Raw genomic sequence first — 26,004 nt, forward strand, 5'->3', positions numbered from 1 at the left:
CCCCCCCCCCCCCGGGGCCGGCCCCCGGGGGCGCGCCCGGGGGCCGCCCCCCCCCCCCCGCCCGGGGGGGGCCCCCCCGCGACCCGGTGGCCGCCGCCAGCACCCGGCAGGTCGCCGACCGCCACTGGGCGTTGAGCGAGTCGAGCTTTTCCGGGTGGTCTTCTGCCAGCCCCAGACTGATGTTGGCCCGCACCTGGGTACCGAAGTACCCCAGCTGCTCGAAGGTCTGGTTGGCGCCGGTGCCCAGCAGTTCATAGGGCCGGTTCGCGCTGAGCACGATCAGCGGCACCCGGGCGTAATTGGCCTCCACGACCGCCGGACCGAGGTTGGCCACCGCGGTGCCCGAGGTCATGGCGATACAAACAGGCGACTGCTCGACTCTGCCTCCTCCGACGGCGAGCCCGATGGCCAGGTAGCCGGCGGTGCGCTCGTCGATCCGCACGTGCAGACGGAGGCGTCCGGCCCGGTCGGCGTCGGCCAGCGCGAACGCCAGCGGCGCGTTGCGCGAGCCGGGACACAGCACCACATCCCGCACACCGCCACGGATGAGTTCGTCGACGACTACGCGCGCCTGTGCCGTCGAGGGGTTCACCACTCCACCTTATTGGTCAACCGGAGTGTCAGTTCTGCCCGGCGAAGAACTCGAGCAGAGCGGTGTTGACGACGTCGGGCTTCTCGATGAAGCCCAGGTGACCGGTGTCGGGGATCTCCAGGTACCGCGCCTTGGGGATGGCGTCGGCCACCTCACGGCCCAGATGGACGGGCAGCACCACATCATCGGCGAACCCGATGACCAGCACCGGCGCGGTGATGGACTGGTAGGCCGGTAACCGGTTCTCGGTCGGGCCACAGTCCAGCTGGGTGAGCAGGCCCGGGGTCTGCTTGGTGGGCCACATGGTGAACATCTCGCTCCAGTCCCGCACCAGGACGTCGTCGTTGAGCGTCTTGGGCGAGAAGCTCTCCAGCATGCGCAGCTTGGCGTCGAACTTCGCCGGCAGCTGGATACCCGAGGTGGCAAACTCCCGCTCGGCGTCGCGGAAGAACTCGCGGGCCCGGTCGTGACGGCCCCGGGTGGCCATCAACACCGCCGAGCGCACCAGCTCCGGGCGGGCCACCATCAGTTCCTGGGCGATGAACGACCCCATCGACACCCCGACGAGATGCGCCGGCCCGGCCCCGAGTTTCTCGATCAGCTCGGCGGTGTCGGCCACCATCTGCTCGGTGCCGAAACCCTCGGCGTTCTCCGTCGCACCGATGCCACGGTTGTCGAAGGTGATGACGCGGTAGCCCGCCCGCTGCAACGCGGGCACCTGGTGCAGGTGCCACGTCCGGCCGGCGCCGCCGCGGCCGGCAATGAACAGCACCGCGTCACCCTTGCCTCGGTCGTCATAAGCCAGGTTCATCCGGCCGACGCTACTTCATGGCGGCCAGTGCACCAGATCACGCGGTACGTCGGCCCCGCACCTTGCGGATCGCCTGATCCCAGGCCAGCAACACTCCGGCCTTGAGCGGTTCGGGCTTGATCATGTCCTTGCTCAGCAGCGCGGTCGCGCCGGCCTTCGTGGCCGCCGACGCCTTCGATGTGTGCCCGGAGTCGAACGGCGGCTGCGGGTCGTACTCGATCATCAGCTGGATGGCCTTGGCCTTCGCCTCGCCACCGATCTGCCCGGCCAGCCAGAGGGCCAGATCGATGCCCGCCGACACCCCGGCCGCGGTGATGACCTTGCCGTCGGGTTCGGCCCGCACCACGCGCTGATCGCCCACCGGGGTCGCGCCCATCAGTTTCAGGGCGCTCAACGCCGCCCAGTGCGAGGTGGCGGGTTTGCCGTCGAGCAGACCTGCCGCCGCCAGCACCATCGACCCCGAACACACCGACGCCGTCCACGCGGCGCCCGGAGACACCCGCCGCAGCCAGCCGAGCACCTTGTCGTCACGCGCCGCCACGGCCGAGCCCGGGCCGCCCGGCACCAGCACCACGTCGGGCGCCGGCGTTTCGTCGAAACTGTGGGTGGCCCCGACCGTCAGCACACCGGAATCGGCGGTGACCGGGCCCGGCTCATGCCAGACGAATCGCACCTGGCTGTCGGGCAGGTTGCGCAACACCTCGTAGGGGCCGATGAAATCGAGCGCGGTGAAGCTGGGGTACAACACGATGGCGATCTGCATGTCCTGTTCCTCTCAGGCAGTTAAATCTCTGTTCCTCGCGTGCGCTGGGATGTCCTTGCTCCTCGCGTGCGCAGACGTCCTGCGGTATTGATCAGGCGAAATACCCAGGCGCCGAATGAAATTGCGCCGCATGGTCTCGGCAGTGCCGAACCCGCAGCGGGCGGCGATGACAGTGACAGTGTCGTCGCATTCCTCGAGCTGGCGCCGTGCGGCATCGGTGCGGATCCGTTCGACGTAGGCACCGGGTGCCTCACCGACCTCGTCGGTGAACACCCGGGTGAAGTGCCGGGGACTCATTGCCGCACGCCGAGCCAACGCGGAAACAGTGTGCGCGCCACCGGGTTCGGCCTCGATGGCCTCCTGAACCTTGCGGATGGGGGCGCGTTTGGCCCGCGGCATCCACACCGGCGCGGCGAACTGGGTCTGACCACCGGGCCGACGCAGATACAGCACGAGGTAACGGGCCACGTTCTGGGCCACCTCGGTGCCGTAGTCGTCCTCGACGAGCGACAGCGCCAGATCGATACCGGCGGTCACCCCGGCAGCCGTCCACACCCGATCAGAGCTGCGGACGAAGATCGGCTCCGGATCGACCGCGACCGAGGGAAATTCGTCGGCCATGCGACCGGCGAAGGCCCAGTGGGTGGTGGCGGCGCAACCGTCGAGCAGGCCGGCCTGGGCGGCCAGGAAGGCGCCGGTGCAGACGCTGACGACACGGCGGGCATTGCGTGAGGCGGTGCTGATCCAGTCGATGACCGCCGGGTTGGCGCGGGCCGCATCGGCGCCGACACCACCGGGGATGACAATCGTGTCGATCGGCGTGTGGGGGTCCGGCGGTGCGGCGGCGACAAACTCCAAGCCGGTGAGCGTGGCGACAGGGCGACCATCGACGGATGCCAGCGTGACGGCATAACCATCGTCGGGGCGACCCAGGCCGGCCAGGCACAGCGTGGCGGTGGAAAACACGTCGAACGGGCCCGCCAGGTCCAACGCCTGCACCCCGGCGTAACCCAGGATCACCACCGATCGCGTCACGTATTCAGTGTTGGCGATCTTGTGGATGGCGTCTATGCCATGTACCCCACAAATCAGGACATGGTGTTGTTGTCGGTCGATGCCGCGATGATCGGCGGCATGACCTCGACATCGCTGGCCGATCTGTTCTAGTCCCGATCCGGCCGTCTTCGAAGGCATGTCCCCTCTGGAAAAGTGATATCACCGGCGATACCGCATTCCCCGGTCACATACCGAGCACCTTGGCGGTGCCGACGTGATGGGTGTGGCGCTACATGTTCTTGATGCCCCGCACGACCCGGTAGAACGGGGTCAACGTCGCCATACCGCGCCGCAAACTGCGTTGAAGCAGCCCGCCATTGGTCAACACCAGATGCCGGACGCCGCAATCCCGCCATTCAGCAACGCGGTCCAAGACCTCGTGGGGCGTGCCGATCAGTCCCATGTCGTGCATCAGGTCGGGCGTGATGCCCTTGATGTGCGAGAGCGCCGTCTGCTCGTCCCAATCCTGCGGCAGGAGGTCCTGACCGCCGGAGAAGCCCACGCCCAACGGGTGTTGCGCACCCCGCTGTGCGAAGTATTCGTCGGAGGCACTGAGGCAGCCGGCCTTCATCACCTCGGATTCCAATGCCTCGTCGACTTCACCGCGGCTCCGTGCGGTCACCACCATCACCAGCAGCGCCGGGGTGATGGCCATGGGGTCACGTCCGGCATCGGAGGCGGCCCCACGGACTACGTCCAACCGCTGGGCGTAATCCTGTGGGGAGTGCGGGAATGCCGGAAAGAACCCGTCGCCATACCGCCCGGCGAGCCGCAACATCCTCGGCCCGTGCGCGGCAACCCAGATGGGCGGAAACTTACCGCGGTACGGCGGTAGGGCGAAGATCGCGTTTCGCAAGGGGAAGAACGGCGAATCACGGTTGACGAGTTCGCCTTTCGATTCCCACAGGGCACGGACCGTGGCCACCGCCTCCTCGAAGCGGGCCACCGGCCGGGCCCAGTCGACCCCGTAGGGTTCGTTGCCCTCGCGCTCCCCGGGGCCGATACCGAAGATGAAGCGCCCCTTCGTCAACAACTGCATCGTCGCGGCGGCCTGCGCGGTGACCGCCGGATTCCTGCGCCCGGCATCAGTGACGCAGATTCCCAACGGCACCCGGGCAATTCGATTTCGCGCCACGATGTGACCCAGCATCGTCCAGGGCTCCATACAGGCGTCGACCGACGGCGCCACGCGCGCCGCCGCGCAATATTTCGGCTGCCACAGCGCCCGCGGGAAGATCGCGTTGAGATGATCTGGCACCCAGAAGGAGTCCACTCCGAGGCCGACGGCAGACAGGTAATTGGCGCGGGTGAAAGCATCGGCCGCCGGCTTGCTCGCCGTGACCAAGTCCAGCAGGCCGACCTGTATGCCGGCCACGATCAGAGCTTCTTGAGCTTACGGATGACCTGCCTGAACAGCAGCTGCGACAGCATTCCCTTCCGCAGGTTGTGCTGCAGCGGAGAGGTATTGGCCAGCACGAGATACCGGACACCACAGTCCCGCCACTCGGCGACACGTTCGACGATCTGGTCAACCGTGCCGCACAGGTACATCTCGCGGAGCAATGACAGCGGGATCGACTTGATGTACGACAACGCTGTCTGCTCGTCCCAGTCCTGCGGCAGGAGATCTTGTGCACCCGAAAAGCCGACACCCAATGGGTGTTGCGCACCATGCCGGGCATAGAACTCGTCTGGGGCGTTCAACGCGCCGGCCTTCACGACTTCGGAATCGAGCACTTCGTCGATGTCGTCGGCATTGCGACCGGGAATGACCATGCACCAGAACGCGGGAGTGATCGCCATCGGATCGCGTCCGACGTCGGAGGCCGCCGTTCGCACCGCCTCCAGACGCTGGGCGTAGTCCGGCGGTGACTGGGCGAACGCCGGGAAGAAGCCGTCGGCGTAGCGGCCGGTGGCCCGAAGCATCCGCGGCCCGTGCGCGGCGATCCAGATCTCCGGCCATCGCCCTCGGTACGCGGGCAGATCGAAAATCGCGTTCCGCAGCGGGAAGAACGGTGAGTCGCGGTTGACCAGTTCACCCTCGGAATCCCACAGTGCGCGAATGGTCGCCATCGCTTCTTCGAATCGGGCCACCGGTTTGGTCCAGTCCACCCCGTAGGGCTCGTTGCCCTCGCGTTCACCGGTACCGATGCCGAGAATGAACCGCCCCTTCGTCAACAGGTTCATGGTCGCGGCACCCTGGGCGGTGACGGCCGGGTTCCGCCGGCCCGCGTCGGTCACCCCGACACCCAACCGCAGTCTGCCGAGCCGATTGCGGGCCGCGAGATTGCCGAGCATGGTCCACGGCTCCAGATAGGCATCGGCTGATGGGAGCAACCTGGCGCCGCCACAGAACTTCGGCTGCCACAGCGACCGCGGGAACAGTGCGTTGAGGTGGTCAGGCACCCAGAACGAGTCCGCGCCAGCAGTAACGGCACTCAGATAACTAGCTCGGGTGAAGGTGTCCACAGCTGGGCGGGACGCGATCGTAGGATCCATGATGCCGACGCGAAACCGAGTCATACCGCAAGTCTCGGACGACTGGACGAGCTTTCGTCGAGTAGAGACCTACCCCAATTTCGCGCCGAGGTGGCCCAGCGGGTAGCACTCCCGCACCCGCTCGATCCACCACTGCCGTCGCGCCGGCGGCGCAGCGAGGGCGGACAACCGGGCCGGATCCGGGACGACCGCCCCGACCGACAGATACCCGTCGACGGGTGGGGGCACCTCGGCGACATCCTCGACGAAGAACCCACCGGTGCCGAGCCCACACGCATGACGCAATTCGGGTAACGCGGCAGCGGCCAACAGCCCGCGGGCGATCCCGACCGCGGAATCCAGTGCGCTCGACACCACGATGGGGATGTCGATCTGAGCGGCGATGTCGAGCATCCGTGAAACCCCGCCCAGCGGTGCCACTTTGAGCACTGCGACGTCGGCGGCGCGGGCCCGCACCACGCGCAGCGGGTCGTCGGCCTTGCGGATCGACTCGTCGGCGGCGATCGGCACGTCCACCTGAGTCCGCAGCGTCGCCAGTTCCTCGACCGTCGCGCAGGGCTGCTCGAGGTACTCCAGCGGGCCGTCGGCGGTCAGCGCCGCGGCCGCGGCAACGGCTTGCGGCAGCGTCCAGCCGCCGTTGGCGTCCACCCGCACCACCGGAACGTGTGCGCGCACCGCGTTGACGCGCGCGACGTCGTCGGCCAGCGTCTGTCCGGGCTCGGCCACCTTGACCTTGGCCGTACGCGCGCCGGCGAAGCGCGACAACACCTCCGGCACCTGGGCAGCCGGCACCGCGGGCACCGTGGCGTTGATCGGGATGCGTTCACGGCGCACCGGCGGCGCCGGGTGAAACGCCGCCTCGACCCCGGCGACCAACCAGGCGGCGGCCTCGGGCGGCTCGTACTCGAGGAATGCGCTGAACTCGCCCCAACCGGCGGGACCGTCGATCAGCGCCACCTCGCGCACCGTGATGCCACGGAAGCGCACCCGCATGGGGAGGGCGACGACATGCAAGCGGTCCAGGATGTCGTCAAGCGTGGGCACGCAGTCAATGATGCCTAACCGGCACCGAGAACCCGTTGGATGTCCGGCTTCATCGCCTGCAACTGTGCACCCCAGTAGCCCCAGGTGTGCGTGCCGGTCGGCGGGAAGTTGAACACCGCGTTGTTTCCGCCGGCGGCGATGTACTGATCGCGGAAGTTCAAATTGCTTTGCAGCGCAGAGCCTTCCAGGAAGGTGGCCGGCAGGTCGCCGCCGCCCAACTCGCCTGGTGTCCCCGATCCGCAGTAAACCCAGATGCGGGTGTGGTTCGACACCAGCCGCCCCACCTGAATTGTCGGATCGTTGCGCGCCCATGCTGGATCACCCGCCGGGCCCCACATGGCGTTGGGGCTGAAGCCACCGGCATCACCCATGGCGAGCCCGATCAAACCGGGCCACGGCCCCGCCGACGGATTCAAAAACGCCGACAACGACCCCGCGTAGATGAACTGCTGCGGGTGATAGGCGGCCAGGATCATCGCGGAGTTACCCGACATGGACAACCCGACCACCGCGTTACCGGAGCTCGACACCTTCCGGTTGGCGGCCAGCCACTGCGGAAGCTCGCTGGTCAAAAACGTTTCCCACTTGTAGGTCCACACCCCGCCGTTACCGGCGGCCGGCTGATACCAGTCCGTGTAGAAGCTCGACATCCCTCCGACCGGCATGACCACCGACAGGCCGGATTGGTAGAACCACTCGAACGCCGGAGTCTCGATGTCCCAGCCGTTGAAATCGTCGCGGGCGCGCAGACCGTCCAACAGATACACCGCATGGGAGCCGCCACCCTGGAACTGCACCTTGATGTCGCGCCCCATCGAGGCCGACGGCACCGAGATCATCTCGACCGGTAGCCCGGCCCTCGACCACGCGTTCGCCTTCGGCGGTGGCCCGAGCAGACCGATGGTCACCGCCACCGTCAGGACGGTGAGAAGCACTGCCCCGCGACGGTATCCAGATGTTGTCGGCAATGTACGTCCGTGCACCATGGCTGCACCCCACATCTCCGCGCACACGTATGGAGGCGAAACTACTCCGCTCGGAGCGGGAAATACAGGGCGAATCGTCAGCCGGTCTTCGGATGAACCTGCCGGCCGGCCAGGAAAGTGGCCAAGACGTCCAGGTCGGCGATGCGCTCCGGGGCCGTCACGCGTGGATCGGCCGACACGATCACGAGGTCGGCATACTTGCCGACCTCCAGCGAGCCGATCACGTCGTCGGCGAACAACTGCCAGGCCGCATCGATGGTCTGCGCCCGCAACGCCTGCTCGACGGTGAGCCGCTCCTCCGGTGCCAGGACCCGACCGCTGGGTGCGGCACGCGTGACGGCGACGCTGATGTTGCGCAGCGGTTCTTCCGGGGTGACCGGTGGATCATTGTGCAGAGAGATGCGCATGCCGGTGGCCACCGCCGAGCCCGCGGGCATCCACCGCTCACCACGCTGCGGGCCGAAGAGCCCGTCGACCAGGATGTCGCCCCAGTAGTGGATCTGGTCGACGAACAGGCTGCAGGTGACGCCGAGGGCATGGGCGCGCTGCAACTGCGCGGGCGTGATGGCGCCGACGTGCTCCAGCCGCAACCGGTGATCCGGTCGAGGCCAGCGCTCCAGAGCTTCTTCGTAGACGTCGAGGATCGTGTCCACCCCGGCGTCGCCGTGCACGTGACAGGCCATCTGCCAGCCCTGGGGGAAGAACGTGGCGACGATCTCGGCGAGCTGCTCCTTCGTGTAGTTGGCGTGCCCGCATGATCCGGGCAGCACCCCGATCGTGCGGGTGGCCTCGGTATCCAGGTACGGGAACGTCAGGTCGATGTTGCCGACCCAGGGTGACCCGTCGACCCAGATCTTGATGCCGACCTGACGCACCGTGTCATCGCCATCAAACGGCTGAGCGTCGGTATGCAGTGCCGCGGTGGACATTTCGTAGGTGCGCAACCGCACGGTCAGCTGATCGTGCAGTTGCGCGAGCAGCGGCCGGAACATCGGATCGAACGCCATCTCCGAGCAGGTGGTCAGTCCGGCCTGGTTCAGCCGTGCACATTCAGCAGCCAGCATCGCCGGAAAATCATTGGCCGAGATGGCATCACCCAGCAGCGGGAACACCGCCGCGGTCTCCTCGGCGGTACCGTCCAGCTCGCCGTCGGCGGCGCGGCCGTATGTTGCGCCTTTGGGATCCGGGGTGTTCTTGGTGATGCCGGCACGCCGGGCGGCGGCTGTGTTGAAGTACGCCTTGTGTCCCGAGTTGTGCACGATCACCAGCGGCGTATCGGCGGCGACGCCGTCGAGCCACGCCAGAGTCGGCTCCGGTAACCCATTCTGCAACAACGGGTCCCAGCCGTTGAGAAACGCACCGTCGGCCCCACGGCGCGCCACCTCGGCGCGTACGGCGTCGAGCACCTCCTCGGCGGTGGCCAAGGTGACCGGCCGGATATCGACGATCCGCCCGGACAACGCCACCGCCTCCATCAACGGATGGCCGTGCGCCTCAATGAAACCCGGCAGGACACAGCCGTCGACCTCACGCACGTCGGTGCGCTCCCCCACCCAGCCGGCCACCTCGGCCCGGCTGCCCAGGGCCACGATGCGGCCATCGGAGACCGCCAGCGCGTCCGCCGTCGGGCGGGCCGGGTCGACGGTGAGGATGGTTCCGTACAGGACGAGATCGGCCGACTCGATCGGGCGGGTCATGCTCGGATGCTAGGGGCTGCACTGCGCGGTGCGCGGGACTCCGGTGAAAATCCGTGTCACGGGCACGCCGGCCGCCGATCCGGGCACAGACCCCGGCGGTCCCTAACGCCCGCCGGGGCCTGGCTCCCGCCCCCAAATGTGGACATTAAGCGGCTCCACCAGCGAAGACATGAGTAGAGCGCTACCTGCTTTTCGATCATGATCGGTCCGGCGTTACAGCCCATACCGGGGATCGGCTCCGCAATTTCTGGAACACGTTCTAGTCTGGACCCCATGAGTGATGCGCTGCTGCACCATCCCATCCATTCCGGCCACCTCACCGTGGGCGCCCTCAAGCGCAACAGGGACAAACCGGTGCTGTTCCTCGGCGACACCACCCTGACCGGTGGTGAGCTCGCGGAACGCATCAGCCAGTACATTCAGGCCTTCGAGGCGCTCGGCGCCGGGGCCGGCGAAGGCGTCGGCCTGCTGTCGCTGAACCGGCCCGAGGTGCTGATGATCATCGGCGCCGGTCAGACCCAGGGCTACCGGCGGACCGCACTACACCCTCTCGGCTCGCTCGACGATCACGCCTACGTGCTGTCCGATGCCGAGGTGACGACGCTGATCATCGACCCCACTCCCGCGTTCGTGGACCGGGCCCTGGGTCTGCTGGAGAAGGTGCCGACGCTGCGCCAGGTGCTGACGATCGGCCCGGTGCCCGCCGCGCTGGAGGGCGTCGGCGTCGACCTGGTCGCCGAGGCCGCCAAGTACGCACCGGTCCCGCTGGCCGCCGCCGATCTGGACCCCGACCACATCGGCGGGCTCACCTACACCGGCGGCACCACCGGCAAGCCCAAGGGCGTGATGGGCACGGTGCGCTCGATCACCACGATGACCACCGTCCAGCTCGCCGAATGGGAGTGGCCGGAGAACCCGCGGTTCCTGATGTGCACCCCGCTGTCGCATGCCGGGGCGGCGTTCTTCGTGCCGACCATCGTCAAGGGCGGCGAGATGATCGTGCTACCCAAGTTCGACCCGGCCGAGGTGCTGCGGGTCATCGAGGAACGTCGCATCACCGCGACCATGCTGGTGCCGTCGATGATCTACGCCCTGATGGACCACCCCGACTCCCACACTCGCGACCTGTCCTCGCTGGAGACGGTGTACTACGGCGCCTCGGCGATGAACCCGGTGCGGCTGGCCGAGGCGCTCAAGCGGTTCGGGCCCATCTTCGCGCAGTACTACGGCCAGTCCGAGGCGCCGATGGTGATCACGTACCTGGGCAAGAAGGACCACGACGAGAAGCGGCTGACCTCCTGCGGGCGGCCCACACTGTTCGCCCGCACCGCGCTGCTGGACTCCGAGGGCAACCCGGTGCCGCGCGGCGAGGTCGGTGAGATCTGCGTGTCCGGCCCCCTGCTGGCCGGCGGATACTGGAAACTGCCCGACGCCACCGCCGACACCTTCAAAGACGGTTGGCTGCACACCGGCGACATGGCTCGCGAGGACGAGGACGGCTACTGGTTCATCGTCGACCGGGTCAAGGACATGATCGTCACCGGTGGCTTCAACGTGTTCCCCCGGGAAGTGGAAGACGTTGTGGCCGAACATCCTTCGGTGGCCCAGGTGTGTGTGATCGGCACGCCCGACGAGAAGTGGGGCGAGGCCGTGACCGCAGTGATCGTGCTGCGCCCCGACGCCGCGTCCGACGACGAGGCCGTCGCCAAGGTGACCAGCGAGATCCAGGCCGCGGTCAAGGAGCGCAAGGGTTCGGTGCAGTCACCCAAGCAAGTGATCGTGGTGGACTCGGTGCCGGTGACCGCGCTGGGCAAGCCGGACAAGAAGGCCGTGCGGGCCCAGTTCTGGGAGGGCGCCGCCCGCGCGATCGGCTGACGTGCGTTGCGGTCAGTTGCTCACGCGGTGGCGCCGACGAGCTCCAGGTCCCGCCCCGCGTGGCTCTGGCTGACATAGACCGCCAGGGCAGCCACCCGGCTGACATGCGCCGCGTCATGCCGACGTCCCTGCGCCCCGAGCGCTTCGCCGGTACGACGGATCGTCTCCTCGACCGCGGCCTGGGCTTCTGCCCGGCTGCGCCGTGCCCACATCTCGGCGCCGGCCCGGTCCGAAGGATCGGCATCGATGTGGGCGGCCGCCTCGATCAGGGTGGCTTCTGCCGCCGCGAGGACGGCGGCGACCGCCTCGCGATGCGCGCGCAGGTACGGATCGGCGGATTCGCGGGCGGCGCGGGAAAACAGTGGCGCGGCAACCGCGCGGGCGCCGCCGAGCCAGCACGCCGCGACACCGGCCGCGCCGTGCCAGTACCCCGGACGCGCCAGATAGTCCCCCGGCCCACCGACCCGAACGGCCACTGCCGCATCGAATTGCATTGAGTGCGTGTCCAAGCCGGCCATACCGGCGGTGCGCCAAGTATCGGGCAGTGTTCGGATGCCCGGTTGGCTCAAGTCCACGGCGAACAAGCCGGGCTCACGGGTCCCCATGCGCGCGGTGACGAGTGCGTGAGTGCACCAATCGGCACCCGAACACCAACGTTGGGTGCCGTGCAACACCGCGCGCTCGCCGATGACGTCGGCCAGCACCACCGAGTCGGCCGACTCGGCCGTCCACACCCCCCACCACTGATCGGGCTGCATTTCCGGACCACTCAGTTCGTCGAGGATCGCCACCGCATCGCAATGCGCTTCGGCCAGCCGACCCGCCGCGATGTCGGCTTCGGTGAGCGCCGCCAGCCTGCGCCAGCGTTCCGGGGTGTGTCCGCGGCCTGGCCGGGACAGCTCCAAGGCGCCGGACTCCAACCAGCGCCGCACCAACCGATGAGTCATGCAGGTTCACCGACGCCGGTCTTCAGCACCGAAACCGCTACGACTATCCGTTCCACGTCTCGCATGACCGCTCAAATACCCAGCGCACAGGCCTTTTACACCTGCGGTGGCCATCGCATTGCGGGGTGGGCGCCGCCGGCGTTTGGCACGATGGCAGACATGGTTTCGGCAGCGTTGTTCGACTTCTCCGGAACCCTGTTCCGTCTCGAGGAACAGGACAGCTGGTTCGCCGGGATGGTCGTCGACGAACGCGAAGTCGACGGCCATGCGCAGGCCGAGCTGATGCGCAGGCTCACCGCCCCGACCGGACGCTCGGTCGCGATGACCGACGAGCAATACCGGGCCTGGGCCCGCCGCGACCTGGCGCCGCATCTGCACCGCGAGGCCTACCTGCACGTGCTGCGGGAATCGGGCCTGGCCGACCATCACGCCGAATCGCTCTATTCCCGGGTGGTCGACCCGGGCAGTTGGACTGCCTACCCCGACACCGCCCGAACACTCAAAAATCTGCATTCCCAACGGATTCGGACGGCGGTCGTGTCCAACATCGCGTTCGACGTGCGTCCGGCGTTCACTGCGATCGGCGCCGCCGAAGACGTCGACGAATTCGTGCTGTCGTTCGAAGTGGGTGCGGTCAAGCCGGATCCGGCCATCTTCCACGCGGCACTGGACCGGCTCGGCGTACCGCCCGAGGACGCGTTGATGGTCGGCGACAGCGAGGAGGCCGACGGCGCGGCCCGTGCGGTGGGTTGCCGGTTCGTGCTGGTCGATCCGCTGCCCACGACGCAACGTCCCGATGGGCTGATCGCGGCGCTACGCAGTGTCGGGGTCAGCGCCTAAGCTGGGGCGATGGCTGACGACCGCATCCGGCCGCCGTGGTGGCTGAAGTACGTCAACAAGGTGATGATCGGGCTGAACAAGCTCGGCATCGGCGGCGACAAGGGGCCGGTGGTGCTCACGGTGCCGGGCCGCAAGACCGGCAAACCACGCTCGACGCCGGTCACCCCGATGACCGTCGATGGCCACCGCTACATCGTCGCCGGTCTGCCCGGAGGTGACTGGGCCGCCAACGCCCGGGCCGCCGGCGAGGCCACCGTGCATCAAGGTCGTCGTGACCAGCAGGTGCGCGTGGTGGAGATCCCCGCCGAACAGGCCCGGCCGCTGTTGCGTCAATTCCCGGTATTGGTCCCGACCGGGGTGGGTTTCATGCGGAACGCCGGGCTGGTGACCGGACCCCACCCCGACGAGTTCGAAGCCCTCGCCGGGCGGTGTCCGGTGTTCCGGCTGGACCCGATCTGACCCGACGTCAGCTCAGGTGCGGGGCCTCCTTGATCTTGGAGTCCTGCTTGCCCGTCGTCTGACAGAAGGTCTGCACTGCCAACCGGGTACCGGTGATCTCCAGCTGCGCGGCGTCAGCGCCCTTCTCATCCTTGAGCATCTTGGCCACCGCATCGTTCTGCGTCTGCTCGTCCTGCCCAATGAAGTCCTTGCACTTGGTGTCCCCACCGGTGACCTCGGGCGTGCAACCCACGAGTACGGACCCTGCAACCAACCCCGAGAACAACACACCTGCCAGCTTCTTCATCGCGGCCCTCTCTCGTCTGGTGATGCGCCATACGCATCATCGCGCCAGGTTTCGTACCCCGCGGCGGTACCTGTGAAACCTCTGGACGACCTCGCTCTACAGTCGAGCACGTGAGTGCAGACAACCCGTTCGACCCGACAGTGTGGGAGCCCGTACCCGGCTTCGACGATCTGACCGACATCACCTATCACCGCCATGTCGCCGACGGCGCCAAGCAGCCCACGGTGCGGGTGGCGTTCGACCGGCCCGAGGTACGCAACGCCTTCCGGCCGCACACCGTCGACGAGCTGTACCGCGTGCTCGACCATGCCCGGATGTCCTCAGACGTCGGCGTGGTGCTGCTGACCGGCAACGGGCCGTCGGCCAAGGACGGCGGCTGGGCGTTCTGCTCGGGTGGCGATCAGCGCATCCGCGGACGGACCGGCTACCAGTACGCGGCCGGGGAAACCGCCGAGACCGTGGATCCGGCGAGGGCCGGCCGGTTGCACATCCTCGAGGTGCAACGGCTGATCCGGTTCATGCCGAAGGTGGTGATCTGCCTGGTCAACGGGTGGGCCGCGGGCGGTGGACACAGCCTGCACGTCACCTGCGATCTGACCCTGGCCAGCCGCCAGCACGCCCGGTTCAAGCAGACCGATGCCGACGTGGGCAGTTTCGACGGCGGGTTCGGCAGCGCCTATCTGGCCCGCCAGGCCGGCCAGAAGTTCGCTCGCGAGATCTTCTTCCTCGGCCGCGCCTACGACGCCGAGACCATGCATCAGATGGGCGCGGTCAACGAAGTCGTCGATCACGCCGAGCTGGAATCGGTCGGCCTGCAGTGGGCGGCCGAGATCAACGGCAAGTCACCGCAAGCCATCCGGATGCTCAAGTTCTCGTTCAACCTGATCGACGACGGACTCGTGGGCCAGCAGGTATTCGCCGGGGAGGCAACGCGTTTGGCGTACATGACCGACGAAGCCGTCGAAGGCCGGGATGCGTTCCTGGAGAAGCGAGATCCGGACTGGAGCCCGTTCCCCCGCTACTTCTGAGCGATTTCGGTGCGTTTGGTAACGCCCACCGTTACCAAACGCACCGAAATCACTCCCTACACTCGGCGCATGAGCAAGAACCCGCTGCGCCGACTGTCCGAGCAGCTGCTGTTGACGAGCATGCGTCCGTCTCTGATCGACACGCTTGGCGCCCGCGACGACATCGACATCGCCGGCAAGCGCATCCTGCTGACCGGAGCCTCCTCGGGCATCGGTGAGGCCGCGGCCGAGAAGTTCGCCGCCCGCGGCGCAACCGTGATCGCGGTGGCCCGCCGCGCCGACCTGCTCGACGCGCTGGTGGGACGGATCACCGCGGCCGGCGGTAGCGCCCAGGCGCACGCGGTCGACCTTTCCGACGTGGACGCGATCGACGGACTGGTCGAGACTGTCGAACGCGAGCACGGCGGAATCGACATCCTGATCAACAACGCGGGCCGGTCGATCCGGCGTCCGCTGGCCGAATCGCTGGAGCGCTGGCACGACGTGGAGCGCACCATGACGCTCAACTACTACTCACCGCTGCGGCTCATCCGCGGCCTGGCCCCGGGCATGCGGGAACGCCGTGACGGCCACATCATCAATGTCGCCACCTGGGGCGTGATGAACGAATCCGCTCCGCTGTTCGCGGTGTACAACGCCTCCAAGGCCGCCTTGGCCGCGGTCAGCCGGGTCATCGAAACCGAATGGTCGGCCGTCGGCGTGAAATCCACCACGCTGTACTACCCGCTGGTGAAAACCCCGATGATCGCTCCCACCCGTGCCTACGACGACCTGCCCGGCTTGTCGGCCTCCGAGGCCGCCGACTGGATGCTGACCGCGGCGCGCGGCCGTCCGGTGCAGATCGCCCCGCGGATGGCGGTGACGGCCAAGGCACTCAACACCGTGGTACCAGGACTGGTCGATGCGGTGATGAAACGGCAACGCGTCCAGCCGGCCTGACGTGTCCTGCCGCGGCCGGTCCAGTCGCGGTGGTAGACAAGGACTATGGAAATCCTGGCCAGCAGGATGTTGATCCGACCGGTCGATTACCCGAAGTCGGTCGAGTTCTACCGGGACGGGATCGGTCTGGCCATCGCGCGCGAATACGGTGCGGGCACAGTCTTTTACGCCGGACAGTCACTGATCGAGCTGGCCGGCCATCACAGCCCCACCGAATCGGGGACGTTCCCCGGGGCGTTGTGGCTGCAGGTGCGTGACGTCTACGCCACCCAGGCCGAGTTGGAAGATCGGGGCGTGACGATCGCCCGAGCCGCGACGCAGGAACCGTGGGGCCTGCACGAGATGCACGTGACCGACCCGGACGGCATCACCTTGATCTTCGTGCAGGTGCCGGCGACTCATCCGTTGCGCCGGGACACCCGCGACTAGTCAGCTCAGCGCACCGGCGTCGCCAACGGCCAACCCACCGACGCCAACCGCGCGGCGACCTGGTTGACCTCTTCGGGGTTGGGGTCCTTCTCGATGACGCTGCGTACCGCGATGCGAATGGCATCGTCGGTCACCGGGCTCTGGCCGTTGCTCGACCGCAGGATGTCATGGGTGGCCTGGACCACCTCGTCCTCGGTCAGCGTCCGGGTCAACAGGGCCAGCAGGGCGAAATGGTCCTTGTGTGGGACTCCCTCGGGGTAACCGGCACGCAGCCAGCCCAGCACGCTGTCCAAAACGCTCGTCGACTCAGCCATCGTCAATCAGCTCACTTCCTGGGCAGGAACGGGAACAGGTCGACACCGGTGTGGTGGATGATCGTGGTCCGCGTGATCCAGGCGATCGCGACCAGGATCACCAGGCCCACCAGAACGAACAACGCCATCCCGAGGAACTTCAGAGCCGGGTTGGGCGCGTGCGTGGTGCCGTCGGCGTTGGTACCGCCGTCGCCGTTGGAGAAGGCCACCAGACCGGCGGCGAACATCGCGGGCAGTCCGGCCCCCAGGACCAGGCCCACCACCAGAACCTTCAAAATCGCTTCCAGATAAGTCATTTGCGTTTCCTCATGTCTGCGATCTCTGCGATCTCTGCGATCTCTGCGATATCTGCGCCCAGAACGGGACGGTCAGACCGCAGCCTTGTCCGGATTGTGGGCGCCCTTGGGCGCGTCGGGCTTGGCAGCCTCGCGCACATCGGCGGGCACCACCGAGTTGGTCGAGTGGTCCCAGTCGGCGTTGACGTTGCTGTGATCGACCTTCTGCTGCTGCGCCCGCCACCACATGTAGCCCGACAGCGCGACCAACAGCGCGAAGATCAGGCCATCGCCGGCCAGCGCGGAGGAGGTCAGCGACTCGACCCCATGGGACAACCAAAACGCCAGCGCACCGACGATCCCGGCGGCCGGCAGTGTGATCAGCCAGGCCACCGCCATGCGGCCGGCAACCGCCCAGCGCACTTCGGCTCCGGGCTTGCCGACCCCGCTGCCCAGGATCGATCCGGTGGCCACGTGGGTGGTCGACAACGCCATGCCGGCGGCGCTGGAGCTCAGGATGATCGCGGCCGAGGACGCCTCGGCGGCCAGGCCCTGCGGCGACTCGATCTCGACCAGGCCCTTACCCAGCGTGCGGATCACCCGCCACCCACCGATGTAGGTGCCCAGACCGATGGCCAAGGCGCAGGAGGCGATGATCCAGAACGGCAAGCCGTTGTTCTTCACGTCACCGCTGAGGTGACCGGTGGTGATGAGGGCGAGCGCGATGACACCCATGGTCTTCTGCGCGTCGTTCGTGCCGTGCGACAGCGCGACCAGTGAGGCGGTGGCGATCTGTCCCCAGCGGAAGCCGGCTTCACGACGCTTCTGCGCGACGTTGCGGGTGATGCGATAGACGAGCCAGGTCCCGCAGCCGGCCACCAGGCAGGCGATCACCGGGGCAGCCACCGCGGGGACGAGCACCTTCTGGGTGACGCCGCTCCAGTTCACCCCCGCCAGACCGATGGCGGCCAGGCCGGCGCCGATCAGCCCGCCGAAGAGTGCGTGCGACGAGCTCGACGGGATGCCGAACAACCAGGTGAGCAGGTTCCACAGGATTCCGCCGATCAGGCCGGCGAAGATGATGGTCAGCCCGGTCGACGCGTCGATCGACGGGATCATCGCGCCGGTCTTGGAATCCTGGATCTTGAGCACCGAGCTCGTCACCGTGATCGCGACCTCGACCGAGAGAAACGCACCGACCAGGTTCAGCACACCGGCCAGCAGCACCGCCGTCTTCGGCTTGAGAGCGCGGGTGGCGATCGAGGTGGCCATGGCATTACCGGTGTCGTGAAAGCCGTTGGTGAAGTCGAACACCAGTGCCGTTGCGATCAACAGCACCAGAACGATCAGCTCAGCGCTCATGGCCGTAATTCTGTAGGACCACAGGCGTTTTTGACCAGCCAGAAACACCTAGCTGACCTGGGTTTTCAGCTACGCTGCCAATGAGTTCACCGAGTGTTCACCCAGGCAACCCGCATTGTTCGCCGGGGTGGTTTGCCGTTGCCGGTGTGACCGATAGGTTCACTGCGAGCCAGAGTCGGTCGACGCCATTACCATCGAATCCGTCTGCCGGCTCAACCCGTGACGACAGGCAGCTGGCTCGGGGTGGACCTTCAGGAGTGGGCTCAGTGAACGCATTTCTCGCCAAGATCGCGGCCTGGCTGAACGCCGGGTACCCGGAGGGAGTGCCGGGACCGGACCGGGTGCCGCTGTTGGCGCTGCTGACGCGGCGCCTGACCAACGATGAAGTCAAAGCCGTCGCACGGGATCTCATCGATCGCGGTGATTTCGATCACATCGACATCGGCGTGCTCATCACCCAGGTCACCGACGAACTCCCCCGCACCGAAGACGTCGAACGGGTGCGTGAGCGCCTGGCGCTCAAGGGCTGGCCGCTGGATGATCCGCGCGATGCCGAGGATGGCGGCGCCGACACCGACGACACCGACGACACCGAGAGTTCCGCGGACGCCGAGGATCCCGGGCACCACGGCGACGACGCGAATGAGACAGGGAGCCAAGCATAACCGTCCTACGTGCCGTTGCCGTCGGCTCCGCGCCGGATGCCTTGTCGGCGGCCCTTGCCGACGTACTGACCGGGCGCGGGTCCGCCATCTTGCCGATCCCCGCCGACGACGAACGCCAGAGTGCTTTGCTCACAAGTACTTTGCGTGCCGGGGAAGAAATCGACGACGACATCGCGGTGGTGATCTCCACCTCGGGCACCACCGGTGAGCCCAAAGGCGCACTGTTGACCGCGGCGGCGTTGCGGGCCAGCGCCGAATCCACCCACGGTCGGCTGGGCGGTACCGGACGATGGCTGTTGGCGCTGCCCGCTCATCACATCGCCGGGTTGCAGGTTCTGGTGCGCAGCGCGCTGGCCGGCACCACGCCCGTCATTCTCCCGGCAAACTTCGAGCCGAGCGATTTGCCTTCTGCGGTGGCCGCTTTGGGCAGTGGGCGGCGGTACGCCTCTCTGGTGGCCGTCCAGTTGGACAAGGCCCTGCGTGATCCGGGCGCCGCAGCGGCACTGGCCGATCTCGATGCCGTTCTGATCGGCGGCGGGCCGATGCCTGCCGGTGTGGCCGAGCGTGCCGCGGCCGCCGGCGTGAACGTCGTGCGCACCTACGGCATGAGTGAAACCGCCGGTGGCTGCGTGTACGACGGTGTGCCACTGGACCGAGTGAAGGTGCGTCTGGCCGGAGCTGCTCCGGCGGCGGCATCCGATACTGCTGCCCGCATCGTATTGGGCGGGGCGACCGTGGCCAGAGGTTACCGCAACCCGATCAGCCCGGACCCGTTCGTCGAGCCTGGCTGGTTCCGCACCGACGACCTCGGCGCCATAGACGATTCGGGTGTGTTGCGTGTGCTGGGCCGGGTTGACGACGCGGTCAGCACGGGCGGGCTCACCGTACTCCCACAACTGGTCGAGTCGGTCTTGGCCGGCCATCCGGCGATCGCCGACTGCGCGGTGTTCGGAGTCCCCGACGCACGGTTGGGGCAGCGGGTGGTGGCCGCGCTGGTGTTGACCCCGGGCGCGACGGCACCGGATGTGGCCGCGCTGCGAGCACATGTGACGCAGTCCCTGGACGCCACTGCGGCGCCGCGGGAAGTGCACGTCGTCGACGCCCTGCCGCGCCGTGGCATCGGCAAGCTCGACCGGCGGGCGTTGGCCGCGCGGTATACCGGTTGAGCCGCAGGCATGATGGACCCATGCGCCGAGAAGTGACGTCCATCGAAGAACTGCGTGAGATCGTCGGAGCGCCCACCGCGGCCGCCGCGAACAAGGTCACCGACCGGCTCTCCCCCGCACAGCAGAGCTGGCTCCAAGCGGCGTCGCTGGGTTTCGTGGCCACCACCGATGCGGACGGCCGCGTCGACGTCTCGCCCAAGGGCGATCCGCCGGGGTTCGTCCACATCCTCGACGACACCACGATCGCGGTCCCGGAACGGCCCGGCAACCGGCGGGTCGACGGCTACCTCAACGTGCTGCAGCGCCCGCACGTGGGCACGGTGTTCGTCATCCCCGGCCGCGGCGACACCTTGCGGATCAACGGCACCGCCCGAATCCTCTCCGACGCCGACTATTTCGATGCCATGGCCATCGGGGGTAAGCGGCCGATCCTGGCCCTGGAGATCGACATCGCAGAGGTGTTCTTCCACTGCCCGAAGGCATTCCTGCGTTCGGACGCCTGGAAGCCGGAGTCGTGGAATCCCACCGCGGCGCCCTCGGTGGCTCAGATGGCCAAGTCGTTCAAACCCGATCAGAGCGAGGCCGAACTCGAGGCGTACTACCGCGAGGACAACCTGCGCACGCTGCTGTATTGAGTTTAGGTTGGCCGGCCGGGCGGGTATCCGATGTGCCCGCGTATCAGCGACTCTGCCGCTGATAGCCGGACAACCCAAATTCCGTGTCGCCTGGGGATTTTGGTGACTTCTGTGGCGGAAGTATTGAATGATGGTGCGCCAACCGGTGCCTATGGGGCTCACGCGACGTTTGTCGCTGACAAGTCGCTCATAGGCGGGCAGGTCGGTACCTGATCTGCTTACGCGACACGCCCGAGGGCCGCAAACCGCATCTGCCGCAGGGAATCGAGTGGCCCGAAAAGGCGGCAGTTTCAGATGGTCACGTGGACAGTTTCGGCCTACGCCGGCTCGACAGCTTTCGCCAATATCGCCCGCGTGTAGCACAACTGGAACCCTCGACGCTGCACGTTGTGATGCGACGTCGAGCCGGGCGCCGTCGTCACCACCGCGATGTCACACCCGGCATCGGCCGCATCGGCCAACCGGGCCGCCAACAGCGCCGCCTGCACGCCGCGGCGCCGGTAGGCCGGTACCGTTGCCGCTCCGGCCAACTGCGCGATCCCGCCGGCCACCCGCAGGCCCCCACCGCCGGCCGTTACTCCGTCGCACAGCGCGACATAGGGTGTGACACCGGCCTTTTCCATGTCCCGCTCGACCCGTTCCAGAATGTCGGACGGCAAGTACTCATGGGCCGCGACCCCCTCGCCGTCGGGATGGACGAAGCCCTCCACCACGGCGTCCACCCAGGCGGTGAGATCGTCGGCACGCCGCACCTGCACGTCGGTCGCCACCGTCGGCTCGTCACCCACGCGCCGGGCCAACACGTTCTCGAATTCCACCAGGCGGTAGCCCCGGCCCGACAGCAGACCGACGATCTCCGGGTCGGCCAGGCTGGACAACTCCACCCGGGTTTCGCTGCCACGTGCTGCGAAAGCCCGCTCGATCTCGCCCAGCACCGCCTCGTCGGGCACCCCGTCGAAGCCGAGCCCGACCACCTTGTTCAACGGGGATCCGGCCTCGGCGAAGCAGGCGAACCCGCCGGCCACCGGCAGCACGAGGCCATCGGCACCACGGTCTGCCGCGGCGCGGGTGGCCGCCACGATCAGGTCCGCCTCGGCCCGCTCGATACGCCGGGCCAGTTCGGCTCCGCAGAAGAGTTGATCTGCAGGCACGTCTGAACTTCCGTTGATCACCACGCCGATATTGTGCCCACACAAGCGTTTCCGAAACCTGCACAGGGGCGCCACCGGGCGCCGCGGATCAGCCGGGTCGGCCGGCAGGCTCCCACGTTTGCATCGCGGTATCGAGCGCATCTTCGCCGAGTGCGACCACCGGCACCGACCGCTGCCCCTCCCGCTGGCGCATGCCGTCGAGAAGGATCGTCACGTAGCGGCGCCACAGTTCCGGTTCGACGTGACCGGCCCACTCACTGACCGTGCCGGCCAGCAGGCTCAAGATCGGGACGTCGGTGGATTCCACGTCGGGGCGCAGGTGACCATCGGCACGCGCCCGTTCCACGAGTTTGGTCACCGGAGGGGACAGTCGCTTACGCGAACTCTGCACCCCATAGCCGCCGTAGGCCCGGCCGTAGACCATCTCACGCAAACCTCGATCGGTCGCCGTCAACTCGCAGAGTTTCTCCACGAACCACACGAACCCGTCCCATGAATCCTCTTGCTGCAGCGCGGATTCGGCGAGGCCGACCACCTGGTCGATGCCGTCCTCGAAGACGGCGTCGAGTAGCTCTTCCTTGGTGGCGAACCGTCGGTACACCGTGCCCACCCCGACGCCGGCGTGGTGCGCGACATCGTTGAGCGTGGCCTCGAGACCTTTCTCGGCGAACAGTTGCCGGGCCGCCTCGAGTACCCGCTGTCGATTGCGCTCTGCGTCCTTGCGCAGCGCACGACGGGGTTCCTCGGACATGACGCCAGTGTAAGTGACCGGCGTCATAAGTGGATTGTATCTATCCACTTATTCCGATAACTTTACCCTCCGAACTGTGTAGGCCGCCGAAGAGCCACGTCGGCGCGAACGCATCGAAACGTCGGGAGGCCACCAATGTCAGCCGTCATCCTTTCCCCAGGGCGACCGCGATGACCAAGGCGATCCGGCGCATCTGGCTTCCCGTACTGATCATCATCGCCATGGCGGCCGGTGTGCTGATCGTGATGAACGTCCGCAAGGTGTTCGGCGCGCATCCGGTGATCATCACCGACATCACCTCGGACAACGCCGAAGACTTCAACCCCACGTTCGTGAAATACGAGATCTTCGGCAGCGGCAGCACCGCCGTCATCAATTACATGGACCTCGAAGGCAAACCGCAGCGCACCGGAACCGTGCCCCTGCCATGGTCTTTGACGCTGCAGACCACCCTGCCATCGGTACAGCCGAACATAATGGCCCAGGGCGACGGAAACAGCATCAGTTGCCGAGTCACCGTCGATGACGAGGTCAAAGAAGAAAGAACGGCTACTGGATTGAACGCACAAACCTTCTGCTTTGTGAAGGCAGCATGAGCAGCCCCACCGAAGGTACCCAGACCGACGACACCCCGACCGACGCCATCGCCACCGGGCGCCACGCGGCACCTGCGCGTCCGGCGATCCCACGGTTCATCCGAGCGTTCGCCCTGCCGATCATCCTGGCGTGGATCGTCATCGTGGCGCTGCTCAACACCGTCGTCCCGCAACTCGAGGTCGTCGGAAAGATGCGCGCGGTCTCGATGAGTCCCAACGACGCGCCGTCGATGATCGCGATCAAAGAGGTCGGCAAGAAGTTCCAGGAGTACGACACCAGCAGTTCGGTGATGGTCGTCCTCGAAGGCGACAAGCCTTTGGGCATCGAAGCGCACATGTTCTACGACCAGATGGTGCGTGATCTGCGCGCCGACACCACCCACGTACAGCATGTGCAGGATTTCTGGGGCGACACCCTGACCGCCAAGGGCGCCCAGAGCCGCGACGGTAAGGCCGCCTACGTGCAGGTCTACATCGCCGGCGACCAAGGCGAGACGCTGGCCAACGAATCGGTCGAAGCGGTGCGACGCATCGCCACCCAGAACCCCGCCCCCGACGGCGTGAACGCGTATGTCACCGGATCCGCGGCCTCCAGCACCGATCAGAACATCGTCGGCGACGAGAGCATGAAGCTGATCGAGCTGGTCACCTTCGGCGTCATCGCGGTGATGTTGCTCGGCGTCTACCGATCGGTCATCACCACGTTGATCGTGCTGGGAATGGTCGTCCTCGAATTGTCCGGGGCCCGTGGACTGGTCGCGTTACTGGGCTACAACAACTTCTTCGGTCTCACCACGTTCGCGACAAACATGCTGGTGACCTTGGCCATCGCCGCTGCCACCGACTACGCGATCTTCCTGATCGGCCGATATCAAGAAGCACGAAGAGCCGGCGAGGACAAGGAAGCCGCCTACTACGACATGTTCCACGGCACGGCCCACGTCGTGCTCGCGTCGGGCCTGACCATCGCCGGCGCGACGTTCTGCCTGCACTTCACCCGCCTGCCGTATTTCCAGACCATGGGAATCCCACTGGCGATCGGAATGACGGTCGTGGTCGCCATGGCACTGACCCTCGGGCCCGCGGCCATCTCGGTGTTCACCCGATTCGGCAAGATCCTTGAGCCCAAGCGGTATTCGAAGTCGCGCGGATGGCACCGGGTCGGCACCGCGACCGTCCGTTGGCCGGGCGCCATCCTGGTGTGCGCGATCGTCGCCGCACTGGTCGGCCTGCTCGCCCTGCCCGGCTATCACACCACCTACAACGACCGCATCTTCCTACCCGAGGATGTCGGCACCAACGTCGGATACGACGCCGCGTTCCGGCACTTCTCCCAGGCCAAGATGAACCCGGACCTGATGATGGTCGAGGCCGACCGCGATCTACGGAATCCGGCCGACTTCCTGGTGATCGACAAGATCGCCAAGGCGCTCAAGAACGTTCACGGCATCGCCCAGGTGCAGACCATCACCCGGCCCGACGGCGATCCGATCAAACATTCGACGATCCCCTACGCGGTCGGTCAGAGCGGCGCCAGCCAGATCATGAACAACGACTACATGCAGACCAATCTCGACAATATGCTCAAACAGGCCGACGACTTGCAGACGAGCATCGACGCGATGACCGAGATGATGAACATCCAGTCGGATCTGGCCGAGGTCTCACAACGGATGGCCGACAAGATGAAGACGACGTCGAACGACATGGGCGACGTGCGTGACCATCTCGCGGACTTCGACGACTTCTTCCGCCCGATCCGCAACTACCTGTATTGGGAACCGCACTGCTTCGACATCCCGATGTGCTGGTCGATGCGGTCCATCTTTGATTCCATCGACGGCATCAACACCCTGTCCGACGACTTCCAGGACCTGGTTCCGGAAATGCAACGGATGGCCGATCTGATGCCGCGGATGGTGGCCGTGATGCCGGCCCAGATCCAGTCGATGAAAAACCAGAAGCAGACGCTTTTGAACCAGTACCAGGTGCAAAAGGCCCAGCAGGACCAGACGATGGCGATGCAGAACACCGCCACCGCGATGAGCGAGGCATTCGACACCGCCAAGAACGACGACTCGTTCTACCTGCCACCGGAAGCGTTCCAGACCGCCGACTTCCAGCGGGGCCTCAAACTGTTCATGTCGCCGGACGGACATGCGGTGCGGTTCACCATCATTCATCAGGGTGACCCGCTGACCCCGGAGGGCACCGCACGCATCGAACCGCTCAAGATCGCCGCGGCCGACGCGATCAAGGGCACGCCGTTCGAGGGAGCCAAGATCTACCTCGGCGGCAGCTCGGCGACGTACAACGACATGCAGCATGGCGCCAACTACGACCTGATCATCGTCGCGGCAGCGGCACTGATCCTGATCTTCATCATCATGTTGGTGCTCACCCGGGCCGTGGTGGCCTCGGCGGTGATCGTCGGCACGGTGGTGCTCAGCCTCGCCTCGGCATTCGGGCTGTCGGTACTGCTGTGGCAACACATCGTCGGAATCCCGTTGCACTGGATGGTGATGCCGATGTCGGTCATCGTCCTGCTGGCCGTCGGCGCGGACTACAACCTGCTGCTCGTCTCACGAATCAAGGAAGAGATCCATGCCGGGCTGAAGACCGGGATCATCCGCGCCATGGTCGGCACCGGCGCCGTGGTCACGGCCGCGGGCTTGGTGTTCGCCTTCACCATGATGTCCATGGCGGTGAGCAGCCTGATCGTGATCGGTCAGGTCGGCACGACGATCGGCCTCGGCCTGCTCTTCGACACGCTGGTGGTCCGGTCGCTGATGACACCGTCCATCGCGACACTGCTCGGCCGCTGGTTCTGGTGGCCGC

Annotated in this window: 26 protein-coding genes and 1 pseudogene; 11 read left to right on the forward strand and 16 right to left on the reverse strand. The window is 66.8% G+C overall.

Annotated features, from left to right (window positions below; translation table 11 throughout):
• The 9 genes from A5740_RS15090 to A5740_RS15130 form a co-directional block, all read right to left on the reverse strand.
• Positions 1 to 592 (reverse strand): thiamine pyrophosphate-binding protein (locus tag A5740_RS15090; protein WP_254849193.1); only part of this gene is annotated, 592 nt, incomplete at its 3' end.
• Between the two features lie 28 nt (positions 593 to 620).
• Complete coding sequence (locus A5740_RS15095) at positions 621 to 1,403, reverse strand: alpha/beta fold hydrolase (protein ID WP_076195299.1); 783 nt, start codon at positions 1,401 to 1,403, stop codon at positions 621 to 623.
• Positions 1,404 to 1,440: 37 nt separating this feature from the next.
• On the reverse strand, positions 1,441 to 2,166 hold the full coding sequence (locus A5740_RS15100) for a DJ-1/PfpI family protein (RefSeq protein WP_076195300.1): 726 nt from the start codon (positions 2,164 to 2,166) through the stop codon (positions 1,441 to 1,443).
• Positions 2,167 to 2,178: 12 nt separating this feature from the next.
• A complete protein-coding gene (locus A5740_RS15105; protein WP_254849194.1) occupies positions 2,179 to 3,201 on the reverse strand; it encodes a GlxA family transcriptional regulator in 1,023 nt (340 codons plus the stop codon).
• Between the two features lie 250 nt (positions 3,202 to 3,451).
• Complete coding sequence (locus tag A5740_RS15110; RefSeq protein ID WP_076195301.1) at positions 3,452 to 4,597, reverse strand: LLM class flavin-dependent oxidoreductase; 1,146 nt, start codon at positions 4,595 to 4,597, stop codon at positions 3,452 to 3,454.
• 2 nt (positions 4,598 to 4,599) lie between these two features.
• A complete protein-coding gene (locus A5740_RS15115) occupies positions 4,600 to 5,745 on the reverse strand; it encodes an LLM class flavin-dependent oxidoreductase (RefSeq protein WP_076195302.1) in 1,146 nt (381 codons plus the stop codon).
• 45 nt (positions 5,746 to 5,790) lie between these two features.
• On the reverse strand, positions 5,791 to 6,765 hold the full coding sequence (locus A5740_RS15120; RefSeq protein ID WP_371454758.1) for an o-succinylbenzoate synthase: 975 nt from the start codon (positions 6,763 to 6,765) through the stop codon (positions 5,791 to 5,793).
• 14 nt (positions 6,766 to 6,779) lie between these two features.
• A complete protein-coding gene (locus tag A5740_RS15125; protein WP_083654147.1) occupies positions 6,780 to 7,751 on the reverse strand; it encodes an alpha/beta hydrolase family protein in 972 nt (323 codons plus the stop codon).
• 77 nt (positions 7,752 to 7,828) lie between these two features.
• On the reverse strand, positions 7,829 to 9,436 hold the full coding sequence (locus tag A5740_RS15130; RefSeq protein WP_139335147.1) for an amidohydrolase: 1,608 nt from the start codon (positions 9,434 to 9,436) through the stop codon (positions 7,829 to 7,831).
• A gap of 285 nt (positions 9,437 to 9,721) precedes the next feature.
• Here A5740_RS15130 and fadD8 point away from each other — a divergent pair, with 285 nt between their 5' ends.
• Positions 9,722 to 11,323 carry a fatty-acid--CoA ligase FadD8 gene (gene fadD8 / locus A5740_RS15135; RefSeq protein WP_076195305.1) on the forward strand — a complete coding sequence of 534 codons (1,602 nt, stop codon included), beginning with the start codon at positions 9,722 to 9,724 and terminating at the stop codon, positions 11,321 to 11,323.
• Positions 11,324 to 11,343: 20 nt separating this feature from the next.
• Here the strand turns inward: fadD8 and A5740_RS28410 are convergent, their stop codons facing one another.
• Positions 11,344 to 12,270 carry an acyl-CoA dehydrogenase family protein gene (locus tag A5740_RS28410; RefSeq protein WP_076195306.1) on the reverse strand — a complete coding sequence of 309 codons (927 nt, stop codon included), beginning with the start codon at positions 12,268 to 12,270 and terminating at the stop codon, positions 11,344 to 11,346.
• 150 nt (positions 12,271 to 12,420) lie between these two features.
• On the opposite strand from A5740_RS28410, the gene A5740_RS15145 reads away from it, so the two are divergent.
• Positions 12,421 to 13,110 (forward strand): HAD family hydrolase, encoded by a 690-nt coding sequence (locus A5740_RS15145; protein ID WP_076195307.1) that lies wholly within the window; start codon positions 12,421 to 12,423, stop codon positions 13,108 to 13,110.
• 9 nt (positions 13,111 to 13,119) lie between these two features.
• Positions 13,120 to 13,569, forward strand: a complete 450-nt coding sequence (locus A5740_RS15150; protein ID WP_076195308.1) for a nitroreductase family deazaflavin-dependent oxidoreductase — start codon at positions 13,120 to 13,122, stop codon at positions 13,567 to 13,569.
• Positions 13,570 to 13,576: 7 nt separating this feature from the next.
• On the opposite strand, the gene A5740_RS15155 is transcribed toward A5740_RS15150, so the two are convergent.
• Complete coding sequence (locus A5740_RS15155) at positions 13,577 to 13,855, reverse strand: hypothetical protein (protein ID WP_076195309.1); 279 nt, start codon at positions 13,853 to 13,855, stop codon at positions 13,577 to 13,579.
• A gap of 110 nt (positions 13,856 to 13,965) precedes the next feature.
• On the opposite strand from A5740_RS15155, the gene A5740_RS15160 reads away from it, so the two are divergent.
• The 3 genes from A5740_RS15160 to A5740_RS15170 all read left to right on the forward strand — a co-directional run bounded on the left by A5740_RS15160 (position 13,966) and on the right by A5740_RS15170 (position 16,251).
• Positions 13,966 to 14,883, forward strand: a complete 918-nt coding sequence (locus A5740_RS15160) for a 1,4-dihydroxy-2-naphthoyl-CoA synthase (RefSeq protein WP_076195310.1) — start codon at positions 13,966 to 13,968, stop codon at positions 14,881 to 14,883.
• A 69-nt stretch (positions 14,884 to 14,952) separates the two neighbouring features.
• Positions 14,953 to 15,822 carry an SDR family oxidoreductase gene (locus A5740_RS15165; protein ID WP_076195311.1) on the forward strand — a complete coding sequence of 290 codons (870 nt, stop codon included), beginning with the start codon at positions 14,953 to 14,955 and terminating at the stop codon, positions 15,820 to 15,822.
• A gap of 45 nt (positions 15,823 to 15,867) precedes the next feature.
• Positions 15,868 to 16,251: a VOC family protein gene (locus tag A5740_RS15170; RefSeq protein ID WP_076195312.1), complete on the forward strand. Its 384-nt coding sequence runs from the start codon at positions 15,868 to 15,870 to the stop codon at positions 16,249 to 16,251.
• 5 nt (positions 16,252 to 16,256) lie between these two features.
• Here A5740_RS15170 and A5740_RS15175 read toward each other — a convergent pair whose 3' ends face one another.
• The 3 genes from A5740_RS15175 to A5740_RS15185 form a co-directional block, all read right to left on the reverse strand.
• Complete coding sequence (locus A5740_RS15175) at positions 16,257 to 16,565, reverse strand: DUF3349 domain-containing protein (protein WP_076195313.1); 309 nt, start codon at positions 16,563 to 16,565, stop codon at positions 16,257 to 16,259.
• Between the two features lie 11 nt (positions 16,566 to 16,576).
• Positions 16,577 to 16,861 (reverse strand): hypothetical protein, encoded by a 285-nt coding sequence (locus A5740_RS15180; RefSeq protein WP_076195314.1) that lies wholly within the window; start codon positions 16,859 to 16,861, stop codon positions 16,577 to 16,579.
• Positions 16,862 to 16,933: 72 nt separating this feature from the next.
• Positions 16,934 to 18,202, reverse strand: coding sequence for an inorganic phosphate transporter (locus tag A5740_RS15185; protein ID WP_076195315.1), 1,269 nt, complete (start codon positions 18,200 to 18,202; stop codon positions 16,934 to 16,936).
• 266 nt (positions 18,203 to 18,468) lie between these two features.
• Between A5740_RS15185 and A5740_RS15190 the strand changes: the two are divergent.
• From A5740_RS15190 to A5740_RS15200, 3 genes and pseudogenes are all read left to right on the forward strand, one after another.
• Positions 18,469 to 18,807, forward strand: a pseudogene (locus A5740_RS15190) (DUF3349 domain-containing protein); the annotation flags it as partial.
• Between the two features lie 101 nt (positions 18,808 to 18,908).
• A complete protein-coding gene (gene menE, locus A5740_RS15195) occupies positions 18,909 to 20,033 on the forward strand; it encodes an o-succinylbenzoate--CoA ligase (protein WP_254849196.1) in 1,125 nt (374 codons plus the stop codon).
• Positions 20,034 to 20,053: 20 nt separating this feature from the next.
• A complete protein-coding gene (locus A5740_RS15200; RefSeq protein WP_076195317.1) occupies positions 20,054 to 20,668 on the forward strand; it encodes a pyridoxamine 5'-phosphate oxidase family protein in 615 nt (204 codons plus the stop codon).
• Between the two features lie 317 nt (positions 20,669 to 20,985).
• Here the strand turns inward: A5740_RS15200 and A5740_RS15205 are convergent, their stop codons facing one another.
• Positions 20,986 to 21,843, reverse strand: coding sequence for a GNAT family N-acetyltransferase (locus tag A5740_RS15205; RefSeq protein ID WP_371454759.1), 858 nt, complete (start codon positions 21,841 to 21,843; stop codon positions 20,986 to 20,988).
• A gap of 64 nt (positions 21,844 to 21,907) precedes the next feature.
• Complete coding sequence (locus tag A5740_RS15210; protein ID WP_083654145.1) at positions 21,908 to 22,597, reverse strand: TetR/AcrR family transcriptional regulator; 690 nt, start codon at positions 22,595 to 22,597, stop codon at positions 21,908 to 21,910.
• Positions 22,598 to 22,740: 143 nt separating this feature from the next.
• On the opposite strand from A5740_RS15210, the gene A5740_RS15215 reads away from it, so the two are divergent.
• A complete protein-coding gene (locus A5740_RS15215; RefSeq protein WP_076195318.1) occupies positions 22,741 to 23,166 on the forward strand; it encodes an MmpS family transport accessory protein in 426 nt (141 codons plus the stop codon).
• The coding region (locus A5740_RS15220; protein WP_076195319.1) for an RND family transporter at positions 23,163 to 26,004 on the forward strand (2,842 nt) is incomplete at its 3' end. The genes A5740_RS15215 and A5740_RS15220, both read left to right, overlap by 4 nt.

Source organism: Mycobacterium sp. GA-1841 (assembly GCF_001954135.1).
GTDB lineage: Bacteria > Actinomycetota > Actinomycetes > Mycobacteriales > Mycobacteriaceae > Mycobacterium.

Excerpts from the sequence above, each read along its gene's own strand:
- A5740_RS15125 (WP_083654147.1), bottom strand. The coding sequence starts at position 7,751 with ATGGTGCACGGACGTACATTGCCGACAACATCTGGATACCGTCGCGGG.
- A5740_RS15200 (WP_076195317.1), top strand. The coding sequence starts at position 20,054 with ATGCGCCGAGAAGTGACGTCCATCGAAGAACTGCGTGAGATCGTCGGA.
- A5740_RS15170 (WP_076195312.1), top strand. The coding sequence starts at position 15,868 with ATGGAAATCCTGGCCAGCAGGATGTTGATCCGACCGGTCGATTACCCG.
- A5740_RS15210 (WP_083654145.1), bottom strand. The coding sequence starts at position 22,597 with ATGACGCCGGTCACTTACACTGGCGTCATGTCCGAGGAACCCCGTCGT.
- A5740_RS15215 (WP_076195318.1), top strand. The coding sequence starts at position 22,741 with ATGACCAAGGCGATCCGGCGCATCTGGCTTCCCGTACTGATCATCATC.
- A5740_RS15185 (WP_076195315.1), bottom strand. The coding sequence starts at position 18,202 with ATGAGCGCTGAGCTGATCGTTCTGGTGCTGTTGATCGCAACGGCACTG.
- A5740_RS15145 (WP_076195307.1), top strand. The coding sequence starts at position 12,421 with ATGGCAGACATGGTTTCGGCAGCGTTGTTCGACTTCTCCGGAACCCTG.
- A5740_RS15175 (WP_076195313.1), bottom strand. The coding sequence starts at position 16,565 with ATGGCTGAGTCGACGAGCGTTTTGGACAGCGTGCTGGGCTGGCTGCGT.
- A5740_RS15095 (WP_076195299.1), bottom strand. The coding sequence starts at position 1,403 with ATGAACCTGGCTTATGACGACCGAGGCAAGGGTGACGCGGTGCTGTTC.
- A5740_RS15100 (WP_076195300.1), bottom strand. The coding sequence starts at position 2,166 with ATGCAGATCGCCATCGTGTTGTACCCCAGCTTCACCGCGCTCGATTTC.
- A5740_RS15150 (WP_076195308.1), top strand. The coding sequence starts at position 13,120 with ATGGCTGACGACCGCATCCGGCCGCCGTGGTGGCTGAAGTACGTCAAC.
- fadD8 (WP_076195305.1), top strand. The coding sequence starts at position 9,722 with ATGAGTGATGCGCTGCTGCACCATCCCATCCATTCCGGCCACCTCACC.
- A5740_RS28410 (WP_076195306.1), bottom strand. The coding sequence starts at position 12,270 with ATGACTCATCGGTTGGTGCGGCGCTGGTTGGAGTCCGGCGCCTTGGAG.
- A5740_RS15155 (WP_076195309.1), bottom strand. The coding sequence starts at position 13,855 with ATGAAGAAGCTGGCAGGTGTGTTGTTCTCGGGGTTGGTTGCAGGGTCC.
- A5740_RS15165 (WP_076195311.1), top strand. The coding sequence starts at position 14,953 with ATGAGCAAGAACCCGCTGCGCCGACTGTCCGAGCAGCTGCTGTTGACG.
- A5740_RS15180 (WP_076195314.1), bottom strand. The coding sequence starts at position 16,861 with ATGACTTATCTGGAAGCGATTTTGAAGGTTCTGGTGGTGGGCCTGGTC.
- A5740_RS15115 (WP_076195302.1), bottom strand. The coding sequence starts at position 5,745 with ATGACTCGGTTTCGCGTCGGCATCATGGATCCTACGATCGCGTCCCGC.